The organism is Mycobacteroides sp. PCS013, from assembly GCF_049532645.1.
In the GTDB taxonomy this organism is placed as follows: Bacteria; Actinomycetota; Actinomycetes; order Mycobacteriales; family Mycobacteriaceae; genus Mycobacterium; species Mycobacterium gwanakae.
Genome location: NZ_CP150131.1, coordinates 3,651,513 through 3,677,177 on the forward strand (window position 1 = coordinate 3,651,513; position 25,665 = coordinate 3,677,177).

Here is a 25,665-nt window from a genome sequence, read left to right on the forward strand (position 1 = left end):
ATGATCACTGCACACGTGTCAGATAAGTACTATTTGCAGAGTTCGACGATGTGCTTGCTCAGCTCGTCGGCCTTACTCAGCCGCTGCGCCTGCTTCGGGTCGGTGTTCGGTGTCTCAGCGATAGCCGCCGCACCCACGTCCATGAGCGCGTTGCCGAAGTCCCGAATGCTCGCCGCGAGATCGGGCGGCGTCGCGGGGTCCAGCCGCGCCGACAGATACTGCCCGCCATTGAAAAGTGCGATCCGTGCGTTGGCAGCGCTGGCCAGCGTCCCCACCACGCCGGCGTTCTCGGGAAGCGCCCGGTTGGTGTTCAGCATGACGGCGTTACGAACCAGACTCGCGCTGGCACACGCCTGCGTCTTCGCATCGGCCCGCTGCGCCGCCGTGTAATCAGCTTGAGCCGGTGCCCGCCCACGGGATAGGACCAGCACCAACGCCGTCACCGCCAGCACGAGTGCGACCAGGGCCGCCACTCCCGCCGACCGCTCGAGGACCACCAGAACTTTCCGCCAGAGATCCGCCACGACTCCCTCTTCCCGCGGACGTGATCACCCGCGGGAGGAAGTCTCCCACCAGTTGTTGGCCGCTGACAGGAGAACGGGAACGACCGGAGGCGACTAAGCCAATCCGGCCGAGACCGACCGGCCCGCCGACTTCAGGTCGTTGCAGGCCTCGATGACACGCTCAGTCATGTTGGCCTCGGCCTTCTTCAGGTAGCTGCGCGGGTCGTAGGTCTTCTTGTTGCCCACCTCGCCGTCGATCTTGAGCACACCGTCGTAGTTGGCGAACATGTGCCCGGCGATCGGCCGGGTGAATGCGTACTGGGTATCGGTGTCGACATTCATCTTCACGACGCCGTAGCGCAGCGAGTCCTCGATCTCGGACTTCAGCGAGCCCGACCCGCCGTGGAACACGAAGTCGAACGGCTTGGAGCCCTCTGCCAGACCAAGTTTGGCCGAGGCAACGCGCTGCCCCTCGGCCAGCACCTCCGGCTTGAGCTTCACGTTTCCGGGCTTGTACACACCGTGCACGTTGCCGAAGGTCGCGGCCAGGAGGTACCGGCCGTTCTCGCCGACACCGAGCGCCTCGACGGTCTTCTCGAAGTCCTCCGACGAGGTGTAGAGCTTCTCGTTGATCTCGGCCTCGACGCCGTCTTCTTCACCGCCGACCACGCCGATCTCCACCTCGAGGATGATGTGCGCCTTCGCGGTCGCCGCCAGCAGTTCCTGCGCAATCTCGAGGTTCTCGCCGATCGGCACCGCCGATCCGTCCCACATATGGGACTGGAACAGCGGGTTCTGCCCGGCGGCCACGCGCTCCTGGGAGATGGCGATGAGCGGACGCACGAAGCTGTCCAGCTTGTCCTTGGGACAGTGGTCGGTGTGCAGGGCGACGGTGATGCCGTACCTGGCGGCGACCACGTGCGCGAACTCGGCAAGCGCGACCGCGCCGGTCACCATGTCCTTGATGCCCAGACCCGAACCGAATTCCGCACCACCGGTGGAGAACTGGATGATGCCGTCGCTACCCGCGTCGGCGAAACCTTTGATCGCGGCGTTGATCGTTTCCGATGAGGTGCAGTTGATGGCCGGGAAGGCAAAGGAATGCTCCTTGGCCCGGTCCAGCATTTCGGCGTAGACCTCGGGCGTGGCGATGGGCACTTCGACGACCTCCATGTCAGCTCTGCGGATTCGCCCCTCACCATAAGGCAGCCAGGTTTACAACAGATATCGACGGTACTGTTGGCGCCGTGAACTTGCTGGCAGCACCCGGATCCGTCACCACCCTGGCACTCATGCCGGATTTCCTGGATCCGGTCAAACTACTCGGCCACTTCGGAACCCTCGCGCTGCTCGGGTTGCTGGTAGTGATCTTCGTGGAGTCGGGCGTGCTGTTTCCGGTGCTACCCGGTGATTCCTTGTTGTTCGTGGCGGGGATGCTGGCGGCCGGTACCGCAGCCGCCGCCGCGGACGGTGCCCCGCAGGCCAATTTCCAGCTGTGGCAGCTGCTGGTCTTCATTCCCATCGCCGCCATCCTGGGCGGTCAGGTCGGCTACTGGATTGGTCGCGGCATCGGCACGTCGATGTTCAAGCCCGATGCCCGCTTCCTGAAGCAGAAGTACCTCGAGGAAGCGCACGCCTTCTTCGAGAAGCGCGGCCCGTTTGCCATCGTGATCGCCCGGTTCGTTCCGATCGTGCGCACCCTGGCGCCGATCACGGCAGGCGCGGCCAAGATGAGCTACCCGATCTTCGCCCTGTACAACATCCTGGGCGCGGTCGTCTGGGGCGTCGGTCTCACGCTGCTGGGCTACTGGTTGGGTCAGTTCGAGATCATTCAGAAGCTGCTCGAACCCATCTTCATCCTGATCGTGCTGGTCTCGGTGGCCCCGATGTTCTTCGAATGGATGCGCCGTCGTAAGGCCGCGAAGCAGCCGGAGGCCGCTCCCGAGGCTTAGTACGCACTCGAAACAACTCGCCAATCAGATCCACGGCTACCCGCTAAATACGGGTGAATATGCCCAGGTGCGCACGATAGCAAACTACGCTAATGTCGCGCTGTGGGGAAGATCAACAGTTATCTGACAGCGTTGACGGCGATCGCGCTGATGGGTTGGGGCTTTGCGGCGCCCGCCGGCGCCGAGCCCGCACCGGCGGATGTCGCGGGTGCGTCGGAGGCTGTGCAGACGTACATAAACGCAACCAACAATGTCGACGTGCCCCTGATGCGTGCCATGGTGTGCGGTCGCCTTGCCGCCGCCACCTCCGCGGGCACCGACGAACAGGTCCGTCAGGTCATGCAGTCTCAACGCGACCGCATCGGGTTGGCCCACATAGAGGTCTTGCATCCGGTGGAGCTGGGATCACCGCCCGGCCAGGTCGATCTGCTGGCCCAGTTGACTTCCGAGCACCACCCGCAGGATCCGGGCGGCAACGGGATCAACCTGGTCTATCACACCGAGAAGGTCAATGGCTCATGGAAGGTATGCCATGCCCGCAACGAGGGGCGCCTCGACGAACCCTGATAAAGCCCGTCTCAACTAGGCACGCACCGGCGTCGTCTCGAACGCGGCCACCTTGCCCCGAAAATCACCCGGGAACGGGGTGGAGGTGCCGTCGATCGCGTGCACGTACACCGTCTCGCCGGTGATGAGATGCTCTCTGCCGCGATGTATTTCGAAGTGACAGGTCATGCTCGCCCTCCCCATCCGGGCGATGCGCACCCCGATGTCGAGGACGTCGTCGAAGCGGGCGGGCGCGTGATAATCGATGACCGACCTCACCACGTACATGTGCTCAAAGACCCCGTCGCCCTCGGCGTTACGCGCACCGGTCAACGCGGCCCAGTATTCGGTGAGCGCGGCGTCGAAAAACGCCAGGTAGTGGGCGTTGAAGACGACGCCCTGCATATCGACCTCGGCCCACCGCACGCGCAACGGATGAAAGAAGCTGAAATCCTCACGTGCCATGTCAGGCCACCACGTGCGCGGCCTCGAGAAGCATCCACCCGGACAACTGCACCGACAGATCACGCTCGGGGACCTTCGACGGATTGACCGCCCCCGCGATGAACTGCGACGCCGGGGACTGCACGGTCGGCAGCGCGGCCGTGCGAGTCCAATCCGCACCGAACAGCGGAAGGTCTTCCACCGTCAGCCGATTCGCCCAGGCCGCCTCGGCCGAGGTCAGCAGGATGTCACGGGCGACGGCCCGGGCATCGGTGTCCTGCGGGGAGTTCTCCGGCAGCGTGGTGACCACCAACGCCAGATAACGAGCCAGAATGCCGTTGAAGAGCCCGCCATCTCCGCCGCCGCTGCCACGAATCACGCCTTCGGCCGTCATGTGATCCTTGACCGCGTGCACAAGCCGATGCACACGCTCGGCATGCCGGGATTCCCCGGTCCGCACGGCGAGCTCGGTCTCCAGCCCCAGCACCACACCCTGGCAATAGGTGTAGGTGGCCCGTTCCAGGGTGCCGTCCTCCTGGATGCCATCGATCACCAGATGCGATTCTGGATCGACGAGGGTGTTGTCGATCCAGTCGGACATCACCTCGGCCCGCCACACTCTTCCGGTGCGCGCCAACACGATTGCCGCCGGGCCGTTGGCTGGGGTGTTGAAGAACTTGTCCTGTTTGCGCCACGGTATGCCGCCGCCGTACTGCGGCATCCACGCATCGAGGAACTGCTGACGCAGCCGGTTGAGCGCACGCGGACGCTCCAGGCCCAACAGCTCCGAGGCACGCTGCATGGCCAGCGCCAACCAGGCCATATCGTCGTAGTACTGGTTGGTCCACATGAATACATTGCGGAACCGGTGTGCGCGTTGCATATCCGCGATGTACTTGAGCCGGTCCGGACGCGGGTCGCGCAGCTGCGCATCGATCAGGCAGTCCTGCAGATGCGCCTGCCACCAGTAGTGCCAGTTCTTGAACCAGGTAGCGCCCGGCGCGGGCGGCCAGGTCACGATGCCCAGGCGCATGCGTGGCAGGTGCCACAGCGGCGAGAAGTGTCTGGCGGTGATTGCGGCTTCGGCGCTACTGGCGCGGTTGGCCCACAGCACATCCATGCACTTGATACTAGGGGTGGCCCGCCCCGGGCTACCACGCCTTGGTCGGGTCGGCGTGCTGGCGGATCCACGCGTGCATGGCCACACCCGCCGCGACCCCGGCGTTGATGCTGCGGGTGGATCCAAATTGAGCGATCGAAACCGTCATCACCGCACCGACTTTCGATACATCAGTGACACCCGGCCCCTCCTGCCCGAACACCATCAAGCAGTCCGCGGGCAACACCGCGGTCTCCAGGGGCACCGATCCCGGGACGTTGTCAACGGCCACCACCGTCAGGCCGGTCAGCTTGGCGTACTCCAGAAGCTGCTCGGTGCTGTCATGGTGCATCAGATGCTGGTAGCGATCGGTGACCATGGCGCCACGCCGGTTCCAGCGGCGCCGGCCGACAATGTGTACGGTGTGCACCGCGAACGCGTTGGCCGTACGCACCACCGTGCCGATGTTGGCATCGTTCTCGAAATTCTCGATGGCGATGTGCAGTCGATGGCGCCGCGTGTCGATATCGGCGACGATTGCCTCCCGGCGCCAATAACGATAGGCATCAACCACATTGCGGGCGTCACCATCGCGCAACAGCTCGGGGTCGTAGCGCGGGTCTGTCGGCAGCGGCAGGCCCCGTTCCTCCGCCCACGGTCCCACGCCATTGCCGGTGGCACCCCACAGAGACGGCTCGGCCGGCTCATCCCCGCCAGTCTTGGGCACCTCACTCACGAGTCGTCCACACCGCGGCGTGGGTACCGATCACCGAGAGGGTGCCGGCGAGCACCGCGGCGTTGATCTCGCCCTGCAGGCATAACGACGGCTGCATCTGCACAGCATCCAGGGATGAGTCCGGTAGCACCAGCACGGATGCCCCGTAGAGGGCACAGCTGCGCGCCAACCCCTCCCCGGGCAGTGTCGGCGCCACCGTCACCATGAGCGGTCCACCACGCGCCGCCGACTCGTCCCGGTAACGTGCCGCGACTCCCGAAATACTCAGACCCAGTAGTGAGAATCCGTTGCCGTTGAATGCATTCGGATCACCCAGGTCCACCTGGCTGATCTGCTGGCCACTGGCCCGCCAGGCCTCCATGCTCTTGGTGACGATCACCAGACCGGAGTCGTTCTGCGGCGTGGGCAGCAGTCCCATCGGGTAGGCCACCGGGTACGCCACGGTGGACCCGGCGATGCGGTCCTTGGCCGAGTACGCGTACACCCCCCGTACCGCGCTCTGGTTCTGCATCGGCCCCAGGCACACCGTGCCGGTGAGGCCGGTCGCGGCGCCCGCCGAGGGGGTCGCGGTCAGCGGATGCACGGAAAGGTCGGCCACGTCGCGGCAACTGCCCAGGGCCGGCACTTCCAATGGATGCGCCAACGACCCGTACAGCCCGAAACGCAGATCACCGGCCGCGGCGGGCTTCTCCTCCGGTTTCGCGGCCGCCCCCGTGATATCGACCAGCACATACCCGTTCTGGAACCGCAGGTTCGCGACGCTGAGATTCCAGCCCAGCAGGCTCTGCGTCTCACCGACCTTGGCAGTCGGTGCGCCGTAAACCAGTTCCTTCTCAAGGTCTTTCGAGCAGCCCGTCAAGACCAGGGCCCCGGCGACCAGCGCGGCGAGGGCCCGACGGAAGGTCACGATCCGGCCAGGCCGAGATCCGCCAGTCCCAGCACGTACCGATAGGGAACACCTTCGGCGCGAATCGCCTCGGCGGCGCCGGTATCACGGTCCACGACGGTGGCCACCCCGATCACCTCGCCTCCGGCCTCACGGACCGCCCGCACGGCTGTGAGTGCGGACCCACCGGTGGTGCTGGTGTCTTCGACCACCAGCACCCGCTGTCCGGTCACGTCAAATCCCTCGATAAGCCGTTGCATGCCATGAGCTTTCACCGACTTACGCACCACGAACGCGTCGATGGGACGTCCGGGCGCATGCATGACCGCCGTCGCGACGGGATCGGCGCCCAGGGTGAGTCCGCCGACACCGGCGTAGTCCCAGTCGTTGGTCAGCTCGCGCACCAGCCGGCCGATCAGGGCGCCCGCCCGGTGATGCAAGGTGGCCCGGCGCAGGTCGACGTAATAGTCGGCTTCCTTGCCCGACGACAAGGTCACCTTGCCGTGCACCACCGCGATATCGCGGACCAAAGCCGCCAACTCATCACGCTCGGCCGCATTGAGAGCCGGTCCTAAATCAAGTTCTGCCACGACCCCGTCCTACCACGCTGTTGAATTTCCGCACCAAACCTCTTGGTATTAGCCGTGTTACCGAGGTAATCGCCTTGTACTGGATGCCCGGAACGCTGAGCACCTTACCTGCCGCAATGTCCTGCAGACACGCGTTGACCACATCGTCGACCTGGAGCCACATGAACTCCGGAATGGTGCCCATCTCGATTCCGGCCCGCTCGTGAAACTCGGTGTGAATGAATCCCGGGCACAACACGTGCATACCAACTCCGGTGCCCAACAACCCATTTGCCAATCCCTCGGTGAAAGAAACCACCCAGGCCTTGGAGGCCGAATACGTCGACCCGCGTCCAGAGACCAGGCCCGCCACGCTCGCCACGTTGATGACGGTGCCGGCGCCCGCCTCGACCATCGACGGAAGGGCCGCACGGGTGAGCTCCATGACCGCGGTGACATTGACGTCCAGCTGCGAGTGCAACAGGTCGGGCGCCGCCGTCCAGAACTCACCGGCGGTCGCGAATCCGGCGTTGTTGATCAACACCGATATCCCGGCGGCGACGCGCTCGGCGACCTTCGCGCGATCGGCAGCATCCGCGAGGTCAGCGGGCAGCACCTCCGCGTGCACGCCGTAGCGGCAGGTGAGTTCGTCGGCGAGGGCGCCCAGGCGCCGCTCGTCACGGGCGACGAGCACCACGTCGTATCCGAGGGAGGCGTACTTGCGGGCGAAACCACCCCCCAGGCCCGAGGTGGGGCCGGTGACCAGCGCCACGGGGCGCGCCGAATTGGGGACGGCCGCGGACGAACCGCGTGCGTCAGGACCGTCAGCCGCGGAGGAACCGCTTGCGTGAAGACCATCAGCCATGGTTCGTCAGCGTACCGGCTGGCCGCACGCCTCAACCCGCCGTATAACCGGTACTAAATGTTACTAGTACAAATTGTCCGGAAACTGCCGCTTGCGGGAGCAAGCGTTGCTAGCATCGCGAAATGTTTGACCGGCTAGTGGTGTGGCTCATCGAGCGTCAGCGCTGGATTTACCCGGTACTCGCCGTGTTGTGGATCGCCGCGGGCACCTACATAACCACCGCCCCAAAGGTTGCACTGCCGACACCCGAGGTCACTCCGACCAGGCAGGCAGTCAGCGCCATGTCGCTGAGCCAGCCCAAGACGGTGACCTACGAAGTGTCCAGCGATGGCCGTCCCGTCACGGTCTCCTACCTCGACGAAAAGGGCCAATCCAAGCTCTTCAACGGCGCCGCACCGTGGCGCACCAGCCTGACCACCAGCGACTTGGCGTTCGCGGCGGGTGTCACGGCGATATCGACCAACACCGTCACCTGCCGCATCACCGTCGACGGCAAGGTCGCCGACGAGAAGACCGACACCGGTCGCACGCCCTCGGTGAGCTGCAACCTCGTCGCATTCCAGAAACTCGACCCACAAGGCGGTCACTGATGCACGACAGTCCCCTATTCGGACGCTTCGCCGGCATCATCAGCAGGCACGCCGTCCTGGTCATCGGGTTCCTGATGATGGTGGCCGGCGGCCTGATGGCCTCGGCGCCCAACCTCGAGGAACTGGCCCTCACCCACGGCAGTCCCATGATGCCGACCAACACCCAATCGGCGGCGGCGCTCAAACACATGGCCAAGGCCTTCGGGGAGTCCGAATCGAACAACACCGCCGCGGTGGTCGTCGTCAAGGATCAACCATTCACCGAGCAGGACCGTCAGTTCCGTGCCGAACTGATGAAAAAGCTGCGGGCCGATACCGCGCACGTGGAACCGGGTATGGACATGTGGTCCGATCCTCAGTTCGCCACCGCATCGGAGAGCCCCGATAAGAAGGTGGCCCTGGCGCAACTGCAGCTGGCCGGGGAGATCGGCGGACCCAAAGCCATGGAATCGGCCAAGGCCGTGCAGCGCATCATCGATGACATCGAGAAGCCGCCGGGCACCACGATCTATGCCACCGGAACAAGTCAGGCCGCCGCCGACCAGATCAACACGATGATGCGGGATGTCGTGATCATCGGAGGACTCTCGCTGGTGCTCGTGGGTGGCCTGCTGCTGTTGGTCTACCGCTCACTCGTGGTCGCGTTCCTGCCGCTGATCACCGTGGGTGTTGCCGTCGGTATCGCGACCCCGATCGCCAGCTTCCTCACCTTGGCCGGGCTGATTCCCACATCCATGATGACCAATGCGTTGATGGGTGCGCTGGCGCTGGGCGCCGGCACCGACTACTCCATCTTCTTCATCGGCCGCTATCAGGAGGGGCGACGCTGCGGCCTGAGCGTCGATGACGCGTTCCGCGCCAGTTATCGGGGCGTGGCACCGGTCGTGATCGCGTCCGGCCTGACCGTGGCGGGTGCGTTGTCCTGCATGACATTCGCCCAACTGGACATGATGAAATCGATGGGCATACCGGGGGCCATCACCATGATCTTCACCGTGCTGTCCGCGGTGACCGTGACGCCCGGCGCACTACTCATCGGGGCACGCCGCTTCGGCTGGTTCGAGCCCCGCTCGACCGCCCGATCGACTCGGCTGTGGCGCCGGGTCGGTATCCGCGTGGCGCGTTGGCCCAGACCGATATTCGTCACGACCTTCGCCGCCTTGATCCTGCTCATGATGGTGATCCCCACCGCGTCCTTCAACTATGACGAACTGCAGTTCATCCCCAAGGACATGCCCAGCGCGGCCGGTATGCACGCGATTCAGGAGCACTTTCCCGCAGGCCAGATGAACCCCGACATGATCTTGATCCGGGCTCCCGAAGACCTGCGCAGCTCGGCCAACATCGGGCTCCTGGAGAAGGCCGCGCAGCAGATCACCAAGCTGGACAGCGTGGCATCGGTGCAATGGATCACCCGGCCCACCGGCATGCCGATGGATCAAACATCGCTCATGTACAGCGTGGGGATGGCCGGAACGATGATGTCGCAGAACAAGATTGTGATGGAGCAACGTCAGCAGCGGATGCACGCCATGACCGGCGACATGAACTCGATGATGTCCACGCTCCAGGGCCTGCAAGGCACCTTGCGGACCGCGCAGCAGGGCGCCAAGCAATTCAGTGCCGCCGCGCAGCCCATTCAGTCCAGCTTGAATCAGCTTAAATCACAGCTAAATTCGGCAATGGGTCCCGTTCGCGAGGCGGTACGTGCGCAACCCAACTGCGCCGCCGACCCGATGTGCGTGGGTGCGCAATCAACCTTGTCGAACTTCGAGAACATGTCCAGCGTCACCGACCAGATGCGCAGCCTCGTCAGCACATCGGGTTCCATGACCGGAGGTTTGACCCAGGCCGCGCGGACGATGCCACGCATGCTCGAATCCATGTCTTCGATGCAGGATCTGATGACCGAGACCAATGAGCAGATGACGCAGATGATGTCGCAGATCGACACCATGACCTCGCTCATGCAGGACCTCGGCCGAAGCAGCGCCGGCACCGGGGACTACTTCTACTTCCCCGCGCAGATGCTCTCGGACCCGCGATTCAAGCCGTACCTGAAGATGATGTTCTCCGAAGACGGCACCACCACCCGCATGATCGTCATAGGCAGCGGCAGCAGCTACGGCGACGAAGGCATCCAGCGCGTCCGGGATCTGGCCCATGAGATGAAGTACGCCCTCAAGGGCACTCGCCTGGAGGGCAGCGTGATCGAGATCGCCGGCCCGGCGGCGCTCATCGGCGATATGCGGGTGATGCTCGATCGCGACGAGAAGCTGATCATGATCGGCTGCCTGACCGTGATATTCACGGTGGTACTGCTGCTGCTGCGCGGTTTGGTGGCCTCGCTGATCGTCATCGGCTCGGTGCTGGTGTCCTTTGCCTCGACCCTCGGGCTGGCCCTGGTGATCTGGCAGCACGTGCTCGGCATTCAGCTGCACTGGTCGGTGCCGGTGGCAGTCTTCGCGATTCTGATATCGGTAGGGGCCGACTACAACCTGCTGGTCGCGTCGCGTTTCAAGGAAGAGATGAGCGCCGGTATCCGCACAGGGGTCATCCGTGCCATCGCCGGCACCGGCGGGGTGGTGACCACGGCAGGTCTGGTGTTCGCGATGACGCAGTTCGCCATGATGGGGTCGAGTCTGATCAACATCGCGCAGATGGGTTCGACGATCGGGCTGGGCTTGATCATCGACACATTCGTGGTGCGCACCTTCACGGTGCCGACCCTGGCGGTGATTCTCGACAAGAAGTTCTGGTGGCCGCTGCCGATGAACCAGCTCTGGCGGCGTTCCTAGTGGCCGAGCGGCTGGCCGCCCTGACCCACGGGAGCGGGCTGCCGATCCACGGCGGGGGCGGAACTGCTGCCGACGGGCCGGCTGGGGCGCTCGGCGGCCTGGATGGGCGAGGGTGCCGATTCCCCGGAGGGAGGCAGCACCCGTAGCAGGTCGTTGAACTGGCGGACGGCCTTGAGGCCCTCGTCCCACTGCTCACGGTTGCTGTTGATGGGTAGCGCGGCCAGCGTCCAGTGTTGTTCATTCCACAACACCTCCGCCGTCTCGGTCGCGGTGTGGGCGAACGTGACCATGCGCCGGTCACAGGCCCGACGGGCGGCGTCCAGGTTGGTGGAGTACACCATGCGCGGGCCGATGGCGCCGAGCAGCCAGATATCGGCTTCGCGGGGTTCCTGCATGACCTTGAGTCGCAGGTCCACCATGACGTTGGTGCCCACCTTGCGGTGCAGCGCGATGATGGTCGCGACGTCCTCCAGGTCGAAGACGTAGACGGCCTCGCCGCGGATCTGTCCGAGGACCACATTGGCGGCCGCGGCCGATCCCGCACTCGACATCACGCCGCGGTTCCAGCGCTTGACGATCTCTTTGTCCTGCGACATGTAGTCGAAGCCGTGAGATCGCGCCCAGGCCTTTCGGCGATGTCCGCGACTGCGGCGGCGGCCGATATCGACATACAGCAGCACGGCCGCACAGACGAAGCACAGTGCGGACAGCGTGAACCAAAGTAGAGCCATCCGCGACAGCCTAACCGGTGCCGGCCAAACTGCTGCGCACAGCGCTCGGATCGTGACCCAGAGTTACCGCTCCGTGATGGGCCCAGATAGCAGCGAGTGTCGACTTATCGCGGGAAAGTCCCCATGGACACCGCGACAAGTCGACACTCGACAGCTACTTATCCCAGGGTGAGCGAGTCGCCGTCGGCGCTGACGTTCACCGGAACGACGTCACCGTCGTGCACTTCACCGGCCAGCAGCTGTTTGGCCAGCTTGTCGCCGATGGCCTGCTGCACCAGGCGGCGCAACGGACGCGCCCCGTAGATCGGATCGAATCCGCGCTGGGCCAGCCAATTCTTGGCGGGCTCGGACACCTCGAGCGTCAACCGCCGCTGGGCGAGCCGCTTCTGCAGCTGCGCCAACTGGATGTCGACGATCCGCACCAGCTCCTCGGGGTTGAGCGGCTCGAAGATGAGCACGTCGTCGAGCCGGTTGATGAACTCCGGCTTGAACTTGGCGCGCACCGCCGCCATCACCTGCTCCTCGGAGCCACCGGCACCCAGGTTGGAGGTGAGGATCAAGATGGTGTTCCGGAAGTCCACCGTGCGGCCCTGACCGTCGGTGAGCCGTCCCTCGTCGAGCACCTGCAACAGCACGTCGAACACGTCCGGGTGCGCCTTCTCGACCTCGTCGAAAAGCACCACTGTGTACGGGCGCCGCCGCACCGCCTCGGTCAGCTGACCGCCGGCGTCATATCCGACATATCCGGGCGGGGCACCGACAAGTCTTGCCACGGAATGCTTTTCGCCGTATTCGGACATGTCGATGCGCACCATGGCGTGCTCGTCGTCGAACAGGAAGTCCGCGAGCGCCTTGGCCAGCTCGGTCTTGCCGACACCGGTGGGCCCCAGGAACAGGAACGAACCCGTGGGCCGGTTGGGGTCGGCGACGCCGGCCCGGGCACGGCGCACCGCATCGGAAACGGCCTCGACGGCCTTGGTCTGGCCCACGACCCGCGCGCCCAGCACGTCTTCCATGCGCAGCAGCTTGGCGGTCTCGCCCTCCATGAGCCGGCCGGCCGGAATACCGGTCCAGGCCGACACCACGTCGGCGACGTCGTCGGGCCCGACCTCTTCCTTGAGCATGACGCTTTCGCGTGCCTGGGCTCCGGGCAGCGCGGCCTCCAGCTGCTTCTCCAGGTCCGGGATGCGCCCGTAGCGCAGCTCCGCGACCTTGCCGAGATCGCCGTCTCGCTCGGCGCGATCGGATTCACCCTTGAGGGTTTCCAATTGCTCCTTGAGTTCCCGGACGACGTCGATGGCGTTCTTCTCGTTCTGCCACCGAGCGGTCAACTCGGCGAGGCGTTCCTTCTTGTCGGCCAGCTCCTCGCGCAGCTTCACCAGACGCTGCTTGGAGGCCTCATCGTCTTCCTTGGACAGCGCCATCTCTTCGATCTCGAGACGACGCACGACGCGCTCGACCTCGTCGATTTCCACAGGGCGCGAATCGATTTCCATGCGCAGACGCGAAGCGGCCTCGTCGACCAGGTCGATGGCCTTATCAGGCAGGAATCGCGAGGTGATGTACCGGTCGGACAAGGTGGCGGCGGCTACCAGCGCGGAGTCGGTGATCCGCACGCCGTGGTGAACCTCGTAGCGCTCCTTGATGCCGCGCAGAATGCCGACGGTGTCCTCCACCGAAGGCTCCCCCACCAGCACCTGCTGGAACCGGCGCTCCAGGGCAGCGTCCTTCTCGATGTACTTGCGGTACTCGTCGAGTGTGGTGGCGCCGACCAGACGCAGCTCACCGCGCGCCAGCATGGGCTTGATCATGTTGCCGGCGTCCATCGCCGACTCACCCGTGGCACCCGCACCGACGATGGTGTGCAGCTCGTCGATGAACGTAATCAGCTGTCCCGCAGAGTTCTTGATCTCGTCCAGGACGGCCTTGAGACGTTCCTCGAACTCACCTCGGTACTTGGCGCCCGCGACCATGGATCCCAGATCCAAAGAGACAACGGTCTTGCCGCGCAGGCTTTCGGGCACGTCGCCCGCGACGATGCGCTGCGCCAGCCCCTCCACGATGGCGGTCTTACCGACACCGGGCTCACCGATCAACACCGGATTGTTCTTGGTCCGGCGGCTGAGCACCTGCACGACGCGGCGAATCTCGGTGTCGCGGCCGATCACCGGGTCAAGCTTTCCCTCGCGGGCACGGGCGGTCAGGTCGGTGGAGTACTTCTCCAACGCCTGGAACGTCGACTCGGGCTCGGGGCTGGTCACCCGGCCGCTGCCGCGCACCTGAACAAAGGCGTCGCGCAACGCGTTCGGAGTGGCACCGTTGTTGGCGAGCAGCTTGGCGATATCGGAATCACCGGTGGCCAGGCCTACGAGCAGATGCTCGGTGGATACGTAGTCGTCATTGAGCTCGGTGGCGAGCTGCTGCGCCGTGGTGATCGCGGCGATGGAATCACGCGAGAGCTGCGGGTTGGCGCTGGCGTTGCTGACCTGAGGAAGCCGGTCGGCGATGGCCTGCGCCTCGTTGCGCACGGTCGCGGGGTCTACGCCCACGGCCTGCAACAGCGGCGCGGCGATGCCATCGGTCTGGCTCAGCAGCGCCACCAGCAGGTGGGCGGGACGGATTTCGGGGTTGCCTGCAGTAGTTGCTGCCTGGAGGGCAGCAGTCAGCGCGGCCTGGGTTTTCGTGGTCGGATTGAACGAGTCCACAACACCTCCATGGGTTGAGAGAAATGCTTGTCAGTAATTCCAACGCAGCCAACCTTGAGTCTGTTCCGCTCAACTTTGAGAATTTTCGCGGCGCCGTGTCTAGCTCATCACACCCCGGTGTGCTCCGAACCGAATCGGGGATCACACGCGGTCGCCGCGCCCCTCGAGCAGCTCGCCGACGCGCGACAACACGGGAAGTGCTCCGCCACGCAGAACCGACCGCAGCTGGCGATTGAGCGGCGACTGCGGATCGAACCCGCTCAGCGTGAACCAGAGCTGGGTACCGCCATCCCGGGGAATCAGTCGCCAGGTCATGCGCAATGTGGTGATTCCGCCCAGGATCGGAATCTCGAAGGTGCTGTCGATGAGCTCGGGCTCGCGCACCTCCAGGAACTCCATCTCGACCCGTCCGGCGAATCCGACGAGCGGAATCGCATAGGTGCTGATGAAAAGCCGGCTACCGGCTTCCACCGACACCAAATCGTGGTCGTTCACCAGGTCCCCCACGAACTCCTTGGAGGTGACCACCTGCCACACCGTGCGCGGCGGATAGCGATAGAACTCGCCCAAACTGAAGGCCGTCGCATCATCGGGCGGGGGCTCTGCGTCGGACTCCGGAAAGACCAAGAGCTCCTCGACACGCGACATGACCAACGCCCATAAGTCCCGAACGAGAGCGCGAAGCCTCCCATGAGCGGGGTTCGCGAGGTCAAAGCCGGTGTGCACAACCAGTAATCGCGTCCCTCCCGGCTCGGGGTGGAGCGTCCACGTGACCCGCAGATCCCAGGAGTTCTCCGGCGTGGTGAATCTATAGACCATGCGTTCACCCGGCACGACGTCGGTGAACTCACAGTTCCCGCGGCCACCGAAGTTCACCTCGGGCATCGGAAAGGTGGTGAACGAGAACGATCTGCCCGCCTCCACCGCATCCCTGTCGACCTCGGTGGTCCAGTCCGAAACCGACGCGGCCGAGGTGATGGCAAGCCAGACCTGCTCGGCGGGATAGGGGAAGAACTGTCCGACCGTCACCGATGTCAGGTCATCCCGCGAGGCGGTCATACCCCTGGGATACCGCAGATGTGTGATGTGTGCGGACGATCAGGCGGATACATCGGTGACCAGACGGTGCGGAGGCCGATTCTCGGTGCACGGCGCGGTGTCGATACATCGCCCAAGCCGCCCCATCGTGCCGGGCCAACCAAGCTCGGAGATCTTCCGGTAGATACGCGACGCGGAATCGCTGAGATCGAACCCTTCGTGCCGGAACGTGACCATGGTGCCGCCCGGAACCTCGTGCAGCGTCCACGTCACCGTCGACACCCTCTGCTTCGACGATTTCATATCCCACCAGCGGATCGGCAGCACCCTGTTTGGGGTAGCCGCGAGGACCTCGCAGGACAGCGCACCCGAGAAGTCGGCCATGGGCAGGGGGAACGCTTTGAAACGGAACCGGGTTCCGACCTGGGGCCGAAATCCAACCGGGTCCATCAGCCATTCCTCCATGGCGTCTGGGCATGCCATCACGCTCCACACCCGCGCGGGCGGATGCGGATAGAAATGGTCGAGAAGAATGGTGGCGATGTCGTTCGCGTCGTCGAGCACGGCACTCTCCAGATTGATGGGGTTATCTTTCATACCCCACGAATCTGGGTTACCGCCGTGTTCGCATCTGTTAGCCAGGCAAACTCACCCAACTAGGGCTCAACGGCGCCCCCGTCGATCGGGGTGGTCGCTGCACACTCGATCAGGCGCCCGAGCTTGGCCATAGCCGTCGGCCAGAACCGATCGGAAAGAGCGGCCATCCTGCGCACAGCAGGGTCATCGCTACTGAAGGCCGGCCGGCTCACGGTAACCACGGTGCCGCCGGGAACCTCGCACAACGTCCACGCGGTTCGCCAGGCCACCGGGTCCGGAGATTTCGTATCCCACCAGGAAATCGCCAGCATTTCATTGCGAATAGCCACCAAGACTTCGCACGCGATGTCCCCGGAATAGTTGGCAATGGGCATCGGAAGATCCGTGAGCCGGTAGCGCGTACCTTGCACCGCGCGGAACCCAACCTGTTCGACGAACCAATCCCCCATGACATCGGGGTCGACCAAGACGTTCCACACGCGTTCGGGAGCGTGTGGATAGAAGAAATCGGCGACGGCATCCGGCCGATCATCGAGATCGCCCACGGCACACCCTCCATTGTCGGTGGTGAGACCTTTGTACTCCGCGAACCTGGGCGACTGCCGCAATTAGATCGGTTAGCTAAGCAAACCTAATTCGGAAGCATCGGCCGTCAGATACCGATCAACGGTCGGGGCCAATATGGCGACCATCTGCTCCCTGGTCAGCGCGACCAATGGATCGATCTTGAGCGCGTATCGCAGGAGCGCGGTCCCGACCATCGAGGTGGCCGCCAGCGCGAATCGCGTCCGCACCTCCGGCCCCCCACCCAGTTCCTCGCTGATCGCCGCCAACACGTAGTTCTGCATGAATTCCCGAAACGCGCGATGGGCATCGTCGTTGGTGGTGGCCGACTGCAGGATCGCGAGCATCGTGTCGACCGTGCCTGCCTGTTCCCACATCGACAGGTACGCGTTGACAAAGCGTTGACCGACCGTGCCCTCACCCTCGCGAATAGCGAGCACCAGCTCGTTGGGATCGATCACCAGCTGGATCGACTGACGAAACAGCTCATCCTTCGACCCGAAGAGGTACACGACCATGGACGGATCGATACCCGCATCGCGGGCAACACCCCTGATGGTCGTCTTCTCATAGCCGCGCTCGGCGAATGAGCGCTTCGCAACGTCGAGCACATGCTCTCGCGACACCGCTTCCCCGCGACGGCGGCCCCGACGGGCGGTATTCGTGCTGGTTGCCATGCTCTACGGTATCAATTTTCCACAAGTGTTGAAAAAAGGCCACATGCGATCTACTCTCATCTCAATTAATTCAACACTTAATGAAATGGAGGATGAGATGACGGGCCAACACGAACTCCGACCGGGCGCTCATCACCAGGTGCCGGACTGGGCGCGGGCCACATCCGTTGCCGCCCTGCTGACGTGCGCGCTCGGGGTCATCTTCATCGCCTTCGCCTGGCCCTCGGCACGCACCGCACCGCGCGACGTGCCGATCGGCGTCACCGGGTCGGCGGCGCAGGTGGCCATGCTCACCGAGCGACTGGCGGGTGCCTCACCCGGCGCGTTCGCCGTCACCCACTACCCGAGTCAAACCAAACTCGAGGAGGCGACCAGAAACCGCTCCGTCTACGGCGGATTCGTCCTCATGCCCCCGGCACCGACCGTCGTGGTCGCGACGGGCGGCAGCCCTGCCGTCACACAAGCACTGACCGGTATCGGTCAACAAATCGGCAAGCAGAGCGGGATGGCGGTGTCCATCAAGGACCTCGCTCCACTGCCGCCCTCGGATCCGCGCGGCATCGGCCTGGCCGCGGCGGCCCTGCCCATGACCTTGGGCGGGTTGCTTCCGGCGGTCGCTCTCACCCTGTTGTTTCCCGGCAGAACCTGGCTCAAAGCGGCCACTGCCACTGGGTTCTCGTTCCTGGCGGCACTCACCATCTGCGTCATCCTGGATTCCTGGCTGGGCGTCATCACCGAGAACTTCTGGGGAGTGACCGCCGGCCTCACGCTGGGGATGATGGCGATGTCGTTGAGTATCACCGGCCTTGGCGCCCTGCTGGGATATCCGGGAATCGGATTGGGAGCGGCTGTCGCCGTGTTGATCGGGAACCCGCTTTCGGGGTTGACGAGTGCGCCCGAGTTCTTGCCCAAAGGCCTTGGCCTACTTGGGCAATTCCTGCCACCAGGGGCCAACGGCACGCTGCTGCGATCCCTGGCTTACTTCGACGGAGCCGGTTCGGCCGGAGTGATCCTGATCCTGTGCTGCTGGGTGGGCCTCGGGGTCGCGATGCTGGCACTCGACGGGGCTCGGCAGCGTGCGATGGTGCGCGGCGCGAACATGGCAGAACTTCGTAAACCGGAGCTGGTCTGACCGCCAGCAGGTCCTCCGTGATTCCCCCCACGCCGCCGACACAACACCCGGCAAAAATACTCAAGCCGCAAACATGCGCCTGTAGTGCAGACAACTAGCCCTGGCAGTGCTCTCAGCACACGAGTATGCGGCCCGTAAGTCAACCGTTTCCCCCGCTGACCTCATGCAGTCCCAGACGGTCCACAAACTTCCCTCCTAGACTGGCCTCTTGGTGGGCAGGACCAGGAAAGGCGAGGCAACGGAAGCTCGTGGGGCTTGAGGACGTCGAAGCGCTGCACGACTTGGTCGGCGGGGTCGAGCTATCGGGAGACAAACTTGTCCGAAGCTTCTACAGCCGCTGGTTCGCCATCGACCCCACCGTCGGCGATCTCTTCCCCGCCGACATGTCGACACCGCGCGAACACTTCCGTCAGGCGCTGCAGTTCGTGCTCTGGGAGATGGCCGCGTACCGCACCGAAGGCCTGGTCAACTTCCTGGCGCAGCTAGGCCGCGATCATCGGAAGTTCGGGGCCACCGACAGCCAGTACGGCACCATGCGTCAGGCCCTGTTGGACGCCACACGCGACGTGCTGCAACCGATCTGGGACAAGCGGATGGAGGCCACCGCCACCGAGGTCTACACGGTGATGGTCGAGGTGATGCGCAGTGCCGCCGCCTCGGACAGCGGCCAGCCCTGGTGGGACGGGAAGGTCATCGAATACCACCGCACCTCACGGGATCTTGCGTTGATCCGACTGAAACTCAACGCACCCATGGACTACCACTGCGGGCAGTACGTACATGTCCAGGTACCGCAGAGCCCGCGGAATTGGCGCTATCTGAGCTTGGCGATTCCGCCGGACCCTGAGGGCTACATCGAATTTCACGTCAAGGCCGTACCCGGCGGGCTTGTCAGCGGTGACATGGTCAACAAGACGAAAGTCGGTGACACCTGGCGAATTTCGCCGCCACTGGGCGCGCTGTCGGTGAACCGTGACGGTGGAGATGTGCTGATGGTCGCGGGCAGCACCGGCATCGCACCGCTGCGGTGTCTCATCATGGAGCTGTCGCAATGGGCCGAGAATCCGCGGGTCCACCTGTTCTACGGGGCACGCTATCCGCAGGAACTCTACGACCTGTGGACACTGTGGCATATCGCCTCGACGAATCCGTGGCTGTCGGTCACACCGGTGTCCGAATACCCCCGAAACCCGGACTGGGCCAACGAATACCACGATCCGACACCACCACGGGGCCTGCACGTCCGCCAGACGGGATTGCTCTCGGAGGTGGTGACGGCCTACGGCGGCTGGGGTGATCGCCAGATTCTGCTCGGCGGCTCCGCATCGATGATCCAGGCCACCAAGGAGGCGCTGGTCTCAAAGGGGGCCGACGCCTCCAGAATCCAGCACGACCCGCTCTAGCGTTGCTGACGCGGCTGCCAGACGACGACCGCGGTGCTCTTGGGGATGATTGCGACCTCACGGCCCGCCGTCGCCGCGCGCAACTGGGCCACCTCGGCCGTGAGCTCTGCGACCTTGGCCTGCAAAGCCTCCACCTGATTGCTCAGCTCGATAACGCGTTTGATGCCAGCGAGATTGACGCCCTCGTCCTGCGACAGCCGCTGCACCTCGCGCAGCAGGTCCACATCACGCTGTGAGTAGCGCCGACCGCCACCACTGGTGCGTTCGGGGATGACCAGCCCTAGCCGGTCATAGGTTCGCAGGGTCTGCGCGTGCATCCCGGCGAGCTCGGCGGCCACGGAGATCAGAAAGGTGCGGGCTCCTCGCTCCGGCTGACGGCGGGCCGTCATCGTGCACCCGCCCAGCCTGCGCGCGGATCGAATCCGCTGGCCTTCTCGGCCACCTGATAGCGCTGCAACGCCTCCAGCGCACTGTCTTCCAGCTTCGAGGGCACCGCCACCTTGACGGTGACCAGCAGATCGCCGTTACCGCCCGCACGCTTCGGAATGCCGCGTCCACGCACCCGCAGGATGCGTCCGTCGGAGGTACCCGCGGGCACCTTAACCCCAACGCGGCCTTCCAGTGTCGGCACGGAAACCGTGGCACCCAAAGCCAATTCGGTAAAGCTCACCGGAACGGTGAGAGTCAGGTCGTCGCCGTCGCGGCTGAACACCTTGTCGGGCCGCACATGCACGGTGACGTACAGATCGCCCGAAGGAGCGCCGCGCAGTCCGGCCTCGCCCTGTCCGGCCAGCCGAATACGTTGTCCGTCGTCCACTCCCGGCGGAATCCGCACGGTGATGGTGCGGGTTCGGGTGGTGACACCCGTTCCCTGGCAGTCGGTGCACGGGTTCTCGATGATCGAGCCCGTGCCACGGCAATCGGCGCACGGTTCGGAGAATCCGAACGCACCCTGGTTGCGATTGATGACGCCGCTGCCATTGCAGGAGCCACAGACCTTCGGGCTGGTACCCGGGCGGGCGCCACTGCCGTGGCAGGTGGTGCACGGAGCGGGACTGGTGAGCCGCAGCGGAACCGATACGCCCTTGCATGCTTCGACGAAGTCCAGCTGGGTCTCGGTTTCCAGATCGTTGCCGCGGCGCGGGCGACTGGCACGCGGCTGCGCGCGCTGCCCGAACAGGCCGCCGAACAGATCGCCGATCCCGCCACCACCGGAGGTGTCGGCGTTACCGAACAGGTCGTTCAGGTTGAACTCGGCACTGTTGGCGCCGCCGCTGAATCCGCCGCCGCCACCAAATCCATTGTCGCCGAAGCGCCGTCCGAACCCGCCACCGGCGAAGAGCCGACGGGTCTCGTCGTACTCCTTGCGCTTGGCCGGGTCCGACAGCACGTCCTTGGCCTCGCTGACGGCCTTGTAACGGTCCTCAGCGGCCTGGTTCCCCGGATTTCTGTCCGGGTGATTTTCGGCCAGCAGCTTGCGTGCGGCCTTCTTGATCTCGTCCTGGCTCGCGGTGGAGGCGAGGCCGAGCTCCTTGTAGAAGTCCTTCTCGACCCATTCACGTTGCGTCACCCGACATCACCTCCTTCGCGTCCATCGGGTATTGCTGTGCAGTTCTTACTCTGATTCTGTCTTGGATTGCGTTTCGGCACCCGTTGTTCCGGGTTCCTGCTGAGTCGTGTCGCCACCCTCGGGACTTGCCGGATCACTGGGACTTCCGTCGGTTACCACGACCATCGCGGTACGGAGCACCCGATCACCCATCTTGTAACCCTTACGCAGCACCGCCGCCAGCACGGGATGGCCGTCCTGGCCGTCGTGCTGAACCGCCTCATGCAGCGAGGGATCGAAGTCGTCCCCCTCGGCACCGAATGTCGCCAATCCCAGCCCTTCGAGGGCCGCGGACAGCTTGTCCGAAACACTGCGCAGCGGGCCTGATTCCAGGTCGCCATGCTCGCGCGCGCGGTCGAGATCGTCCAGCACACCCAGCAGCTGAGCCACTACGGACGCCTTGGCCGAATCGATGACGGCCTGCCGGTCCCGTTCCACCCGCTTGCGGTAGTTGGCGAAGTCGGCGTGCGCACGCTGCAGGTCGGCCGTCAGTTCGGCCACCTTGGCATCCGCATCCGACTCGCCCCCGGAGGCCGCGGACCCGGGTGCCGAAGCACCCGGTTCCGCTGCGGTGGCTGGCTTTTCAGCCACCTTCGCCTCTTCGCGAACCGCGCCGGTGTTGGGATCGATCCGGCGCTTATCGGTAACGGTCACCGGTTCGCGTTCTTCATCCCGATCTTGCCCACCTGACGGGGTCACTTGCTGTCCTTCTCCTCGTCGACGACCTCGGCATCCACGACATCGCTGTCGGCAGCGCCAGCGCCACCTTCGGCTCCGGCGCCTTCAGCCCCAGCCTTGGCGGCTGCGGCCTCGTAGATGGCCTGACCCAGTGCCTGCGACTGCTCGCCGAGCTTCTCCATCGCTTCCTTGATGGCGCCGATATCGGTGCCCTCCAGTGCCTTCTTGGCATCGGCGATGGCGTCGTCCACCTTGGAGAGCGTCTCGTCAGAGACGACCTTCTCGGTGCCCTCGGCGGGCTCACGCTGCTCCTTGACGAACTTCTCCGTCTGGTAGACCAGCGACTCGGCCTGGTTGCGGACATCGGCCTCTTCGCGGCGCTTCTTGTCCTCGTCGGCGTGTGCCTCGGCGTCCTTGATCATCCGGTCGATCTCTTCCTTGGAGAGGCCGGAGCCTTCCTGGATCTTGATCGTGTTCTCCTTGCCGGTGCCCTTGTCCTTCGCGGTCACGTGCACGATGCCGTTGGCATCGATGTCGAAGGTGACCTCGATCTGGGGCACACCGCGCGGAGCCGGCGGGATACCGGTCAGCTCGAAGGAGCCCAGGAGCTTGTTGTGCGAAGCGATCTCGCGCTCGCCCTGGTACACCTGGATCTGCACCGACGGCTGGTTGTCGTCTGCCGTGGTGAAGGTCTCGGACCGCTTGGTGGGGATGGTGGTGTTGCGCTCGATGAGCTTGGTCATCACGCCACCCTTGGTCTCGATACCGAGGGACAGCGGGGTGACGTCAAGCAACAGAACGTCTTTCACCTCACCCTTGAGCACGCCGGCCTGCAGCGCGGCACCCACGGCGACAACCTCGTCGGGGTTGACGCCCTTGTTGGGCTCCTTACCGCCGGTCAGCTCCTTGACCAGATCGGTCACCGCGGGCATACGGGTAGAACCACCCACCAGCACCACGTGATCGATGTCGGCCACGGAAACACCGGCATCCTTGATGACCGACTGGAACGGCTTGCGGGTGCGGTCCAGCAGATCCTGAGTGATCTTCTGGAATTCGGCACGCGTCAGCTGCTCGTCGAGGAACAACGGGTTCTTGTCCGCGTCAACAGTGATGTACGGCAGGTTGATCGAGGTCGACTGCGAGCTGGACAGCTCGATCTTCGCCTTCTCGGCAGCCTCACGCAGACGCTGCATGGCCATCTTGTCCTTGGTCAGGTCGATACCGGCGCTGGCCTTGAACTTGTCGACGAGCCAGGTCACGATGCGCTCGTCCCAGTCGTCACCACCGAGGTGGTTGTCGCCGGAAGTCGCACGGACCTCCACGACACCGTCGCCGATTTCCAGCAGCGACACGTCGAAGGTGCCACCACCGAGGTCGAAGACCAGGATGGTCTGTTCCTTCTCGCCCTTGTCCAGGCCGTAGGCCAGGGCGGCCGCGGTCGGCTCGTTGACGATGCGCAGGACGTTCAGTCCGGCGATCTGGCCGGCTTCCTTGGTCGCCTGACGCTGTGCGTCGTTGAAGTACGCCGGCACGGTGATGACGGCGTCCTCGATGTCTTCACCCAGGTAGGCCTCGGCGTCGCGCTTCAGCTTCTGCAGCGTGCGGGCGCTGATCTCCTGGGGGGTGTAGTTCTTTCCGTCGATTTCAACGGACCAATCGGTGCCCATGTGACGCTTGACCGACCGGATGGTCCGGTCGACGTTGGTCACCGCCTGGTTCTTGGCGGGCTGCCCGACCAGCACCTCGCCATTGCGCGCGAACGCAACGACGGACGGGGTGGTGCGAGAGCCTTCCGAGTTCGCGACAACTACCGGGTCGCCGCCTTCGAGGACGGCGACAACGGAGTTGGTGGTCCCGAGGTCGATTCCGACCGCACGAGCCATAGTTCATTCCTCCTGTTGGTTACCTCAATGCCTTCAGTGAGATCCGCTCAAGTTTGCCTCGTCCGGATCTTTTCGTCAAGCCATAGTTGAGCCTACATGACTCAAGTTCGACATACTGGTCAACGGACCACCGCCGACATTTGTTCCCGGTACCTACTCGCCTGCATCCACGACACATCGATGCAGGTGGTCCTCGTGGAATGTCTGCGCAGCGCCACCCTCGATCCCGCAACAGGCGAGCGTGGCCATCCTCAGTTCGTTCCCAGAATCCGTCACTAGCTTGATTCGGTAGACAACAAATCTTGCAGTGAGAGGCGGGTCATGGTTTCCCGACGGACTGTCGCAGCTTCTGTCATCGTGGCTGGTATCGCAGGGGGTGTGCTGGCACCGATCGCATGGGCTGATGACCCTGCGCCATCCCAGCCCGTGTGCACAGCTCTAGGGCAGATCGCCGAAAGCCTTAACGATGACATCGGTGCGGGCCTTCAGCCTCGCGGCCTGAGAAGGTACGACATCACGCAACTCACTCACGGGGTGAGCTACATGAACCAGGTGAACGCCAACGCCCGTATCACTGCCCTTGACGTTCCGTTGCGCAATCTGACCAGCACGATCAACGACCTGCAGAATCAGTACCAGCTAGTCACCGTGTCCGATGAGGACGGGACCTGGCACCCCATGTCCGCCTCGCAAGAGCAGGATCTCGACCAGGCGTCCGCCCAGCAAGACACACTGACGGGCCTGGTCAGCCAATTGCAACAAAGCAACCACTGCCCACCTCCGCCGGCCGGCTGATAACTCAGCGCCGTCTGCGCACGGCGTACGAACTCGCCGCCGCGACAACCACAATCAGCGCGATGCCGGCCAGCAGCGGCCACACGCCAGTCTCGTCCACCACGCTCACCAGCCAGGTCTGCACCTCGCTTGCCGCGTTGATCACCGGGTCGTCGGCGCTCCCGTCGCCGAAGTTCAGCCGAATCTCGTAATAGCCGTAGTAGGCGACGTACAGCCCGGTCAGCAGCACGATCACCCCTGCGATGCGGCCCACATACGGCAAGACCTTCCGCATGGTGGCCTGCACCGAATTTCCCAGCAGCGCAACGGCTAATGCCGCGATGCCGACGGTCGCGGCCATCCCCGCCCCGTACGCGACGAAGGCCAGCACCCCCGAGACGATGGACCCCTGTTTGAAGGTGGTGCTGATGACCGCCAGAAACGGGCCGACCGTGCAGGACAGCGATGCCACCGCGTAGGTCAGCCCGTAGCCGTACATGGACAGCAGCGAGGCCGTTGGCGCCCCGCCGGAAACCCTGGGCAGCACGACGGTGAGCTCACGCCCGGACAGCAGCCAGAGGGACAGCGCTACCAGCGCGACACCGATCACCACGGTGGCGAAGGGCATGTAGCGACCCGCCGAGGCGACCACCGGCGAGATCACCAGCCCGAAAATCCCGAACACCGTCAGGAAACCGGCGGCCATCGCCACCGTCGCGGTCGCTGCCCGCGCCACAGCGGTCAGCCTCGAAGCGGTGCCGTCACTACCGGCGATCACCAGCCCGAGATAACCCGGGAGAAAAGCGAAGCCGCATGGATTGAGCGCGGCCACCAGCCCCGCCCCCAGCGCGAAAGTCAGTGCTGCGGTATCAATCACGTCAGT

26 protein-coding genes are annotated in these 25,665 nt (G+C 64.4%); 7 read left to right on the forward strand and 19 right to left on the reverse strand.

What is annotated here, in order from left to right; all coding sequences use genetic code 11:
* Positions 1–29: 29 nt before the first annotated feature.
* Both RHO23_RS18165 and fbaA read right to left on the reverse strand, forming a co-directional pair.
* A complete protein-coding gene (locus RHO23_RS18165; RefSeq protein WP_423488130.1) occupies positions 30–524 on the reverse strand; it encodes a hypothetical protein in 495 nt (164 codons plus the stop codon).
* 93 nt (positions 525–617) lie between these two features.
* A complete protein-coding gene (fbaA, locus tag RHO23_RS18170) occupies positions 618–1,661 on the reverse strand; it encodes a class II fructose-bisphosphate aldolase (RefSeq protein ID WP_064410460.1) in 1,044 nt (347 codons plus the stop codon).
* A 134-nt stretch (positions 1,662–1,795) separates the two neighbouring features.
* Here fbaA and RHO23_RS18175 point away from each other — a divergent pair, with 134 nt between their 5' ends.
* Together RHO23_RS18175 and RHO23_RS18180 are read left to right on the forward strand one after the other, a co-directional pair.
* Positions 1,796–2,455 carry a DedA family protein gene (locus tag RHO23_RS18175; protein ID WP_046256056.1) on the forward strand — a complete coding sequence of 220 codons (660 nt, stop codon included), beginning with the start codon at positions 1,796–1,798 and terminating at the stop codon, positions 2,453–2,455.
* A gap of 102 nt (positions 2,456–2,557) precedes the next feature.
* On the forward strand, positions 2,558–3,022 hold the full coding sequence (locus tag RHO23_RS18180; RefSeq protein ID WP_423488131.1) for a hypothetical protein: 465 nt from the start codon (positions 2,558–2,560) through the stop codon (positions 3,020–3,022).
* A gap of 15 nt (positions 3,023–3,037) precedes the next feature.
* Here RHO23_RS18180 and RHO23_RS18185 read toward each other — a convergent pair whose 3' ends face one another.
* The 6 genes from RHO23_RS18185 to RHO23_RS18210 are packed head-to-tail and all read right to left on the reverse strand — an operon-like array spanning position 3,038 to position 7,507.
* The gene (locus RHO23_RS18185) at positions 3,038–3,466 is read right to left on the reverse strand and encodes an acyl-CoA thioesterase (protein WP_070915729.1); all 429 of its coding nucleotides are present in this window, start codon (positions 3,464–3,466) and stop codon (positions 3,038–3,040) included.
* A 1-nt stretch (position 3,467) separates the two neighbouring features.
* Positions 3,468–4,565, reverse strand: a complete 1,098-nt coding sequence (locus RHO23_RS18190; protein ID WP_057966230.1) for a glycoside hydrolase family 76 protein — start codon at positions 4,563–4,565, stop codon at positions 3,468–3,470.
* A gap of 31 nt (positions 4,566–4,596) precedes the next feature.
* Positions 4,597–5,271 carry a TrmH family RNA methyltransferase gene (locus tag RHO23_RS18195; protein ID WP_109418781.1) on the reverse strand — a complete coding sequence of 225 codons (675 nt, stop codon included), beginning with the start codon at positions 5,269–5,271 and terminating at the stop codon, positions 4,597–4,599.
* 1 nt (position 5,272) lies between these two features.
* Positions 5,273–6,187 (reverse strand): hypothetical protein, encoded by a 915-nt coding sequence (locus RHO23_RS18200; RefSeq protein WP_064409764.1) that lies wholly within the window; start codon positions 6,185–6,187, stop codon positions 5,273–5,275.
* A complete protein-coding gene (pyrE, locus tag RHO23_RS18205) occupies positions 6,184–6,756 on the reverse strand; it encodes an orotate phosphoribosyltransferase (RefSeq protein ID WP_070915731.1) in 573 nt (190 codons plus the stop codon). Before pyrE ends, RHO23_RS18200 begins: the two co-directional genes overlap by 4 nt.
* Entirely contained in the window at positions 6,743–7,507 is a 765-nt protein-coding gene (locus RHO23_RS18210; protein ID WP_070921068.1) for an SDR family NAD(P)-dependent oxidoreductase, read from the reverse strand. The genes pyrE and RHO23_RS18210 overlap by 14 nt, the downstream gene beginning before the upstream one ends.
* A 215-nt stretch (positions 7,508–7,722) precedes the next feature.
* Between RHO23_RS18210 and RHO23_RS18215 the strand changes: the two genes are divergently transcribed.
* Both RHO23_RS18215 and RHO23_RS18220 read left to right on the forward strand, forming a co-directional pair.
* Positions 7,723–8,190: an MmpS family transport accessory protein gene (locus RHO23_RS18215; RefSeq protein WP_070923114.1), complete on the forward strand. Its 468-nt coding sequence runs from the start codon at positions 7,723–7,725 to the stop codon at positions 8,188–8,190.
* Entirely contained in the window at positions 8,190–10,988 is a 2,799-nt protein-coding gene (locus RHO23_RS18220; RefSeq protein WP_264920432.1) for an RND family transporter, read from the forward strand. The genes RHO23_RS18215 and RHO23_RS18220 overlap by 1 nt, the downstream gene beginning before the upstream one ends.
* Here the strand turns inward: RHO23_RS18220 and ttfA are convergent.
* The 6 genes from ttfA to RHO23_RS18250 form a co-directional block, all read right to left on the reverse strand.
* Entirely contained in the window at positions 10,985–11,719 is a 735-nt protein-coding gene (ttfA, locus tag RHO23_RS18225) for a trehalose monomycolate transport factor TtfA (protein ID WP_030097156.1), read from the reverse strand. The two genes, RHO23_RS18220 and ttfA, sit on opposite strands and share 4 nt — an antisense overlap.
* Positions 11,720–11,877: 158 nt before the next feature.
* Positions 11,878–14,424: an ATP-dependent chaperone ClpB gene (gene clpB, locus RHO23_RS18230; protein ID WP_030097157.1), complete on the reverse strand. Its 2,547-nt coding sequence runs from the start codon at positions 14,422–14,424 to the stop codon at positions 11,878–11,880.
* 141 nt (positions 14,425–14,565) lie between these two features.
* Positions 14,566–15,483 (reverse strand): SRPBCC family protein, encoded by a 918-nt coding sequence (locus tag RHO23_RS18235; RefSeq protein WP_418037131.1) that lies wholly within the window; start codon positions 15,481–15,483, stop codon positions 14,566–14,568.
* 39 nt (positions 15,484–15,522) lie between these two features.
* Positions 15,523–16,059, reverse strand: coding sequence for an SRPBCC family protein (locus RHO23_RS18240; RefSeq protein ID WP_423488132.1), 537 nt, complete (start codon positions 16,057–16,059; stop codon positions 15,523–15,525).
* 59 nt (positions 16,060–16,118) lie between these two features.
* A complete protein-coding gene (locus RHO23_RS18245; RefSeq protein ID WP_418037130.1) occupies positions 16,119–16,604 on the reverse strand; it encodes an SRPBCC family protein in 486 nt (161 codons plus the stop codon).
* Between the two features lie 72 nt (positions 16,605–16,676).
* Complete coding sequence (locus RHO23_RS18250) at positions 16,677–17,300, reverse strand: TetR family transcriptional regulator (protein ID WP_264920435.1); 624 nt, start codon at positions 17,298–17,300, stop codon at positions 16,677–16,679.
* A gap of 97 nt (positions 17,301–17,397) precedes the next feature.
* On the opposite strand from RHO23_RS18250, the gene RHO23_RS18255 reads away from it, so the two are divergent.
* Entirely contained in the window at positions 17,398–18,432 is a 1,035-nt protein-coding gene (locus tag RHO23_RS18255; RefSeq protein ID WP_423488133.1) for an ABC transporter permease, read from the forward strand.
* Between the two features lie 248 nt (positions 18,433–18,680).
* The gene (locus tag RHO23_RS18260; protein WP_423488134.1) at positions 18,681–19,835 is read left to right on the forward strand and encodes an FAD-binding oxidoreductase; all 1,155 of its coding nucleotides are present in this window, start codon (positions 18,681–18,683) and stop codon (positions 19,833–19,835) included.
* Here the strand turns inward: RHO23_RS18260 and RHO23_RS18265 are convergent.
* Genes RHO23_RS18265 through dnaK form a run of 4 tightly spaced genes read right to left on the reverse strand, consistent with a single transcriptional unit; the run spans position 19,832 to position 24,008 of the window.
* Positions 19,832–20,224, reverse strand: coding sequence for a heat shock protein transcriptional repressor HspR (locus RHO23_RS18265; RefSeq protein WP_044105369.1), 393 nt, complete (start codon positions 20,222–20,224; stop codon positions 19,832–19,834). The genes RHO23_RS18260 and RHO23_RS18265 overlap by 4 nt on opposite strands.
* Positions 20,221–21,405, reverse strand: coding sequence for a molecular chaperone DnaJ (dnaJ, locus tag RHO23_RS18270; protein WP_057968946.1), 1,185 nt, complete (start codon positions 21,403–21,405; stop codon positions 20,221–20,223). The genes RHO23_RS18265 and dnaJ overlap by 4 nt, the downstream gene beginning before the upstream one ends.
* Before the next feature lie 45 nt (positions 21,406–21,450).
* Complete coding sequence (grpE, locus tag RHO23_RS18275) at positions 21,451–22,143, reverse strand: nucleotide exchange factor GrpE (RefSeq protein ID WP_030097166.1); 693 nt, start codon at positions 22,141–22,143, stop codon at positions 21,451–21,453.
* Positions 22,140–24,008 (reverse strand): molecular chaperone DnaK, encoded by a 1,869-nt coding sequence (dnaK, locus tag RHO23_RS18280; RefSeq protein WP_030097167.1) that lies wholly within the window; start codon positions 24,006–24,008, stop codon positions 22,140–22,142. The genes grpE and dnaK overlap by 4 nt, the downstream gene beginning before the upstream one ends.
* A 543-nt stretch (positions 24,009–24,551) precedes the next feature.
* Here dnaK and RHO23_RS18285 point away from each other — a divergent pair.
* Positions 24,552–24,803: a hypothetical protein gene (locus tag RHO23_RS18285; protein WP_131822279.1), complete on the forward strand. Its 252-nt coding sequence runs from the start codon at positions 24,552–24,554 to the stop codon at positions 24,801–24,803.
* A gap of 4 nt (positions 24,804–24,807) precedes the next feature.
* Here RHO23_RS18285 and RHO23_RS18290 read toward each other — a convergent pair whose 3' ends face one another.
* Entirely contained in the window at positions 24,808–25,659 is an 852-nt protein-coding gene (locus tag RHO23_RS18290; protein WP_423488135.1) for a cytochrome c biogenesis CcdA family protein, read from the reverse strand.
* Positions 25,660–25,665: the final 6 nt, after the last annotated feature.

Excerpts from the sequence above, each read along its gene's own strand:
- RHO23_RS18175 (WP_046256056.1), top strand. The coding sequence starts at position 1,796 with ATGCCGGATTTCCTGGATCCGGTCAAACTACTCGGCCACTTCGGAACC.
- RHO23_RS18265 (WP_044105369.1), bottom strand. The coding sequence starts at position 20,224 with ATGACGGCCCGCCGTCAGCCGGAGCGAGGAGCCCGCACCTTTCTGATC.
- RHO23_RS18220 (WP_264920432.1), top strand. The coding sequence starts at position 8,190 with ATGCACGACAGTCCCCTATTCGGACGCTTCGCCGGCATCATCAGCAGG.
- RHO23_RS18240 (WP_423488132.1), bottom strand. The coding sequence starts at position 16,059 with ATGAAAGATAACCCCATCAATCTGGAGAGTGCCGTGCTCGACGACGCG.
- RHO23_RS18215 (WP_070923114.1), top strand. The coding sequence starts at position 7,723 with ATGTTTGACCGGCTAGTGGTGTGGCTCATCGAGCGTCAGCGCTGGATT.
- dnaK (WP_030097167.1), bottom strand. The coding sequence starts at position 24,008 with ATGGCTCGTGCGGTCGGAATCGACCTCGGGACCACCAACTCCGTTGTC.
- RHO23_RS18255 (WP_423488133.1), top strand. The coding sequence starts at position 17,398 with ATGACGGGCCAACACGAACTCCGACCGGGCGCTCATCACCAGGTGCCG.
- RHO23_RS18185 (WP_070915729.1), bottom strand. The coding sequence starts at position 3,466 with ATGGCACGTGAGGATTTCAGCTTCTTTCATCCGTTGCGCGTGCGGTGG.
- RHO23_RS18190 (WP_057966230.1), bottom strand. The coding sequence starts at position 4,565 with ATGGATGTGCTGTGGGCCAACCGCGCCAGTAGCGCCGAAGCCGCAATC.
- ttfA (WP_030097156.1), bottom strand. The coding sequence starts at position 11,719 with ATGGCTCTACTTTGGTTCACGCTGTCCGCACTGTGCTTCGTCTGTGCG.
- RHO23_RS18235 (WP_418037131.1), bottom strand. The coding sequence starts at position 15,483 with ATGACCGCCTCGCGGGATGACCTGACATCGGTGACGGTCGGACAGTTC.
- RHO23_RS18285 (WP_131822279.1), top strand. The coding sequence starts at position 24,552 with ATGAACCAGGTGAACGCCAACGCCCGTATCACTGCCCTTGACGTTCCG.
- RHO23_RS18250 (WP_264920435.1), bottom strand. The coding sequence starts at position 17,300 with ATGGCAACCAGCACGAATACCGCCCGTCGGGGCCGCCGTCGCGGGGAA.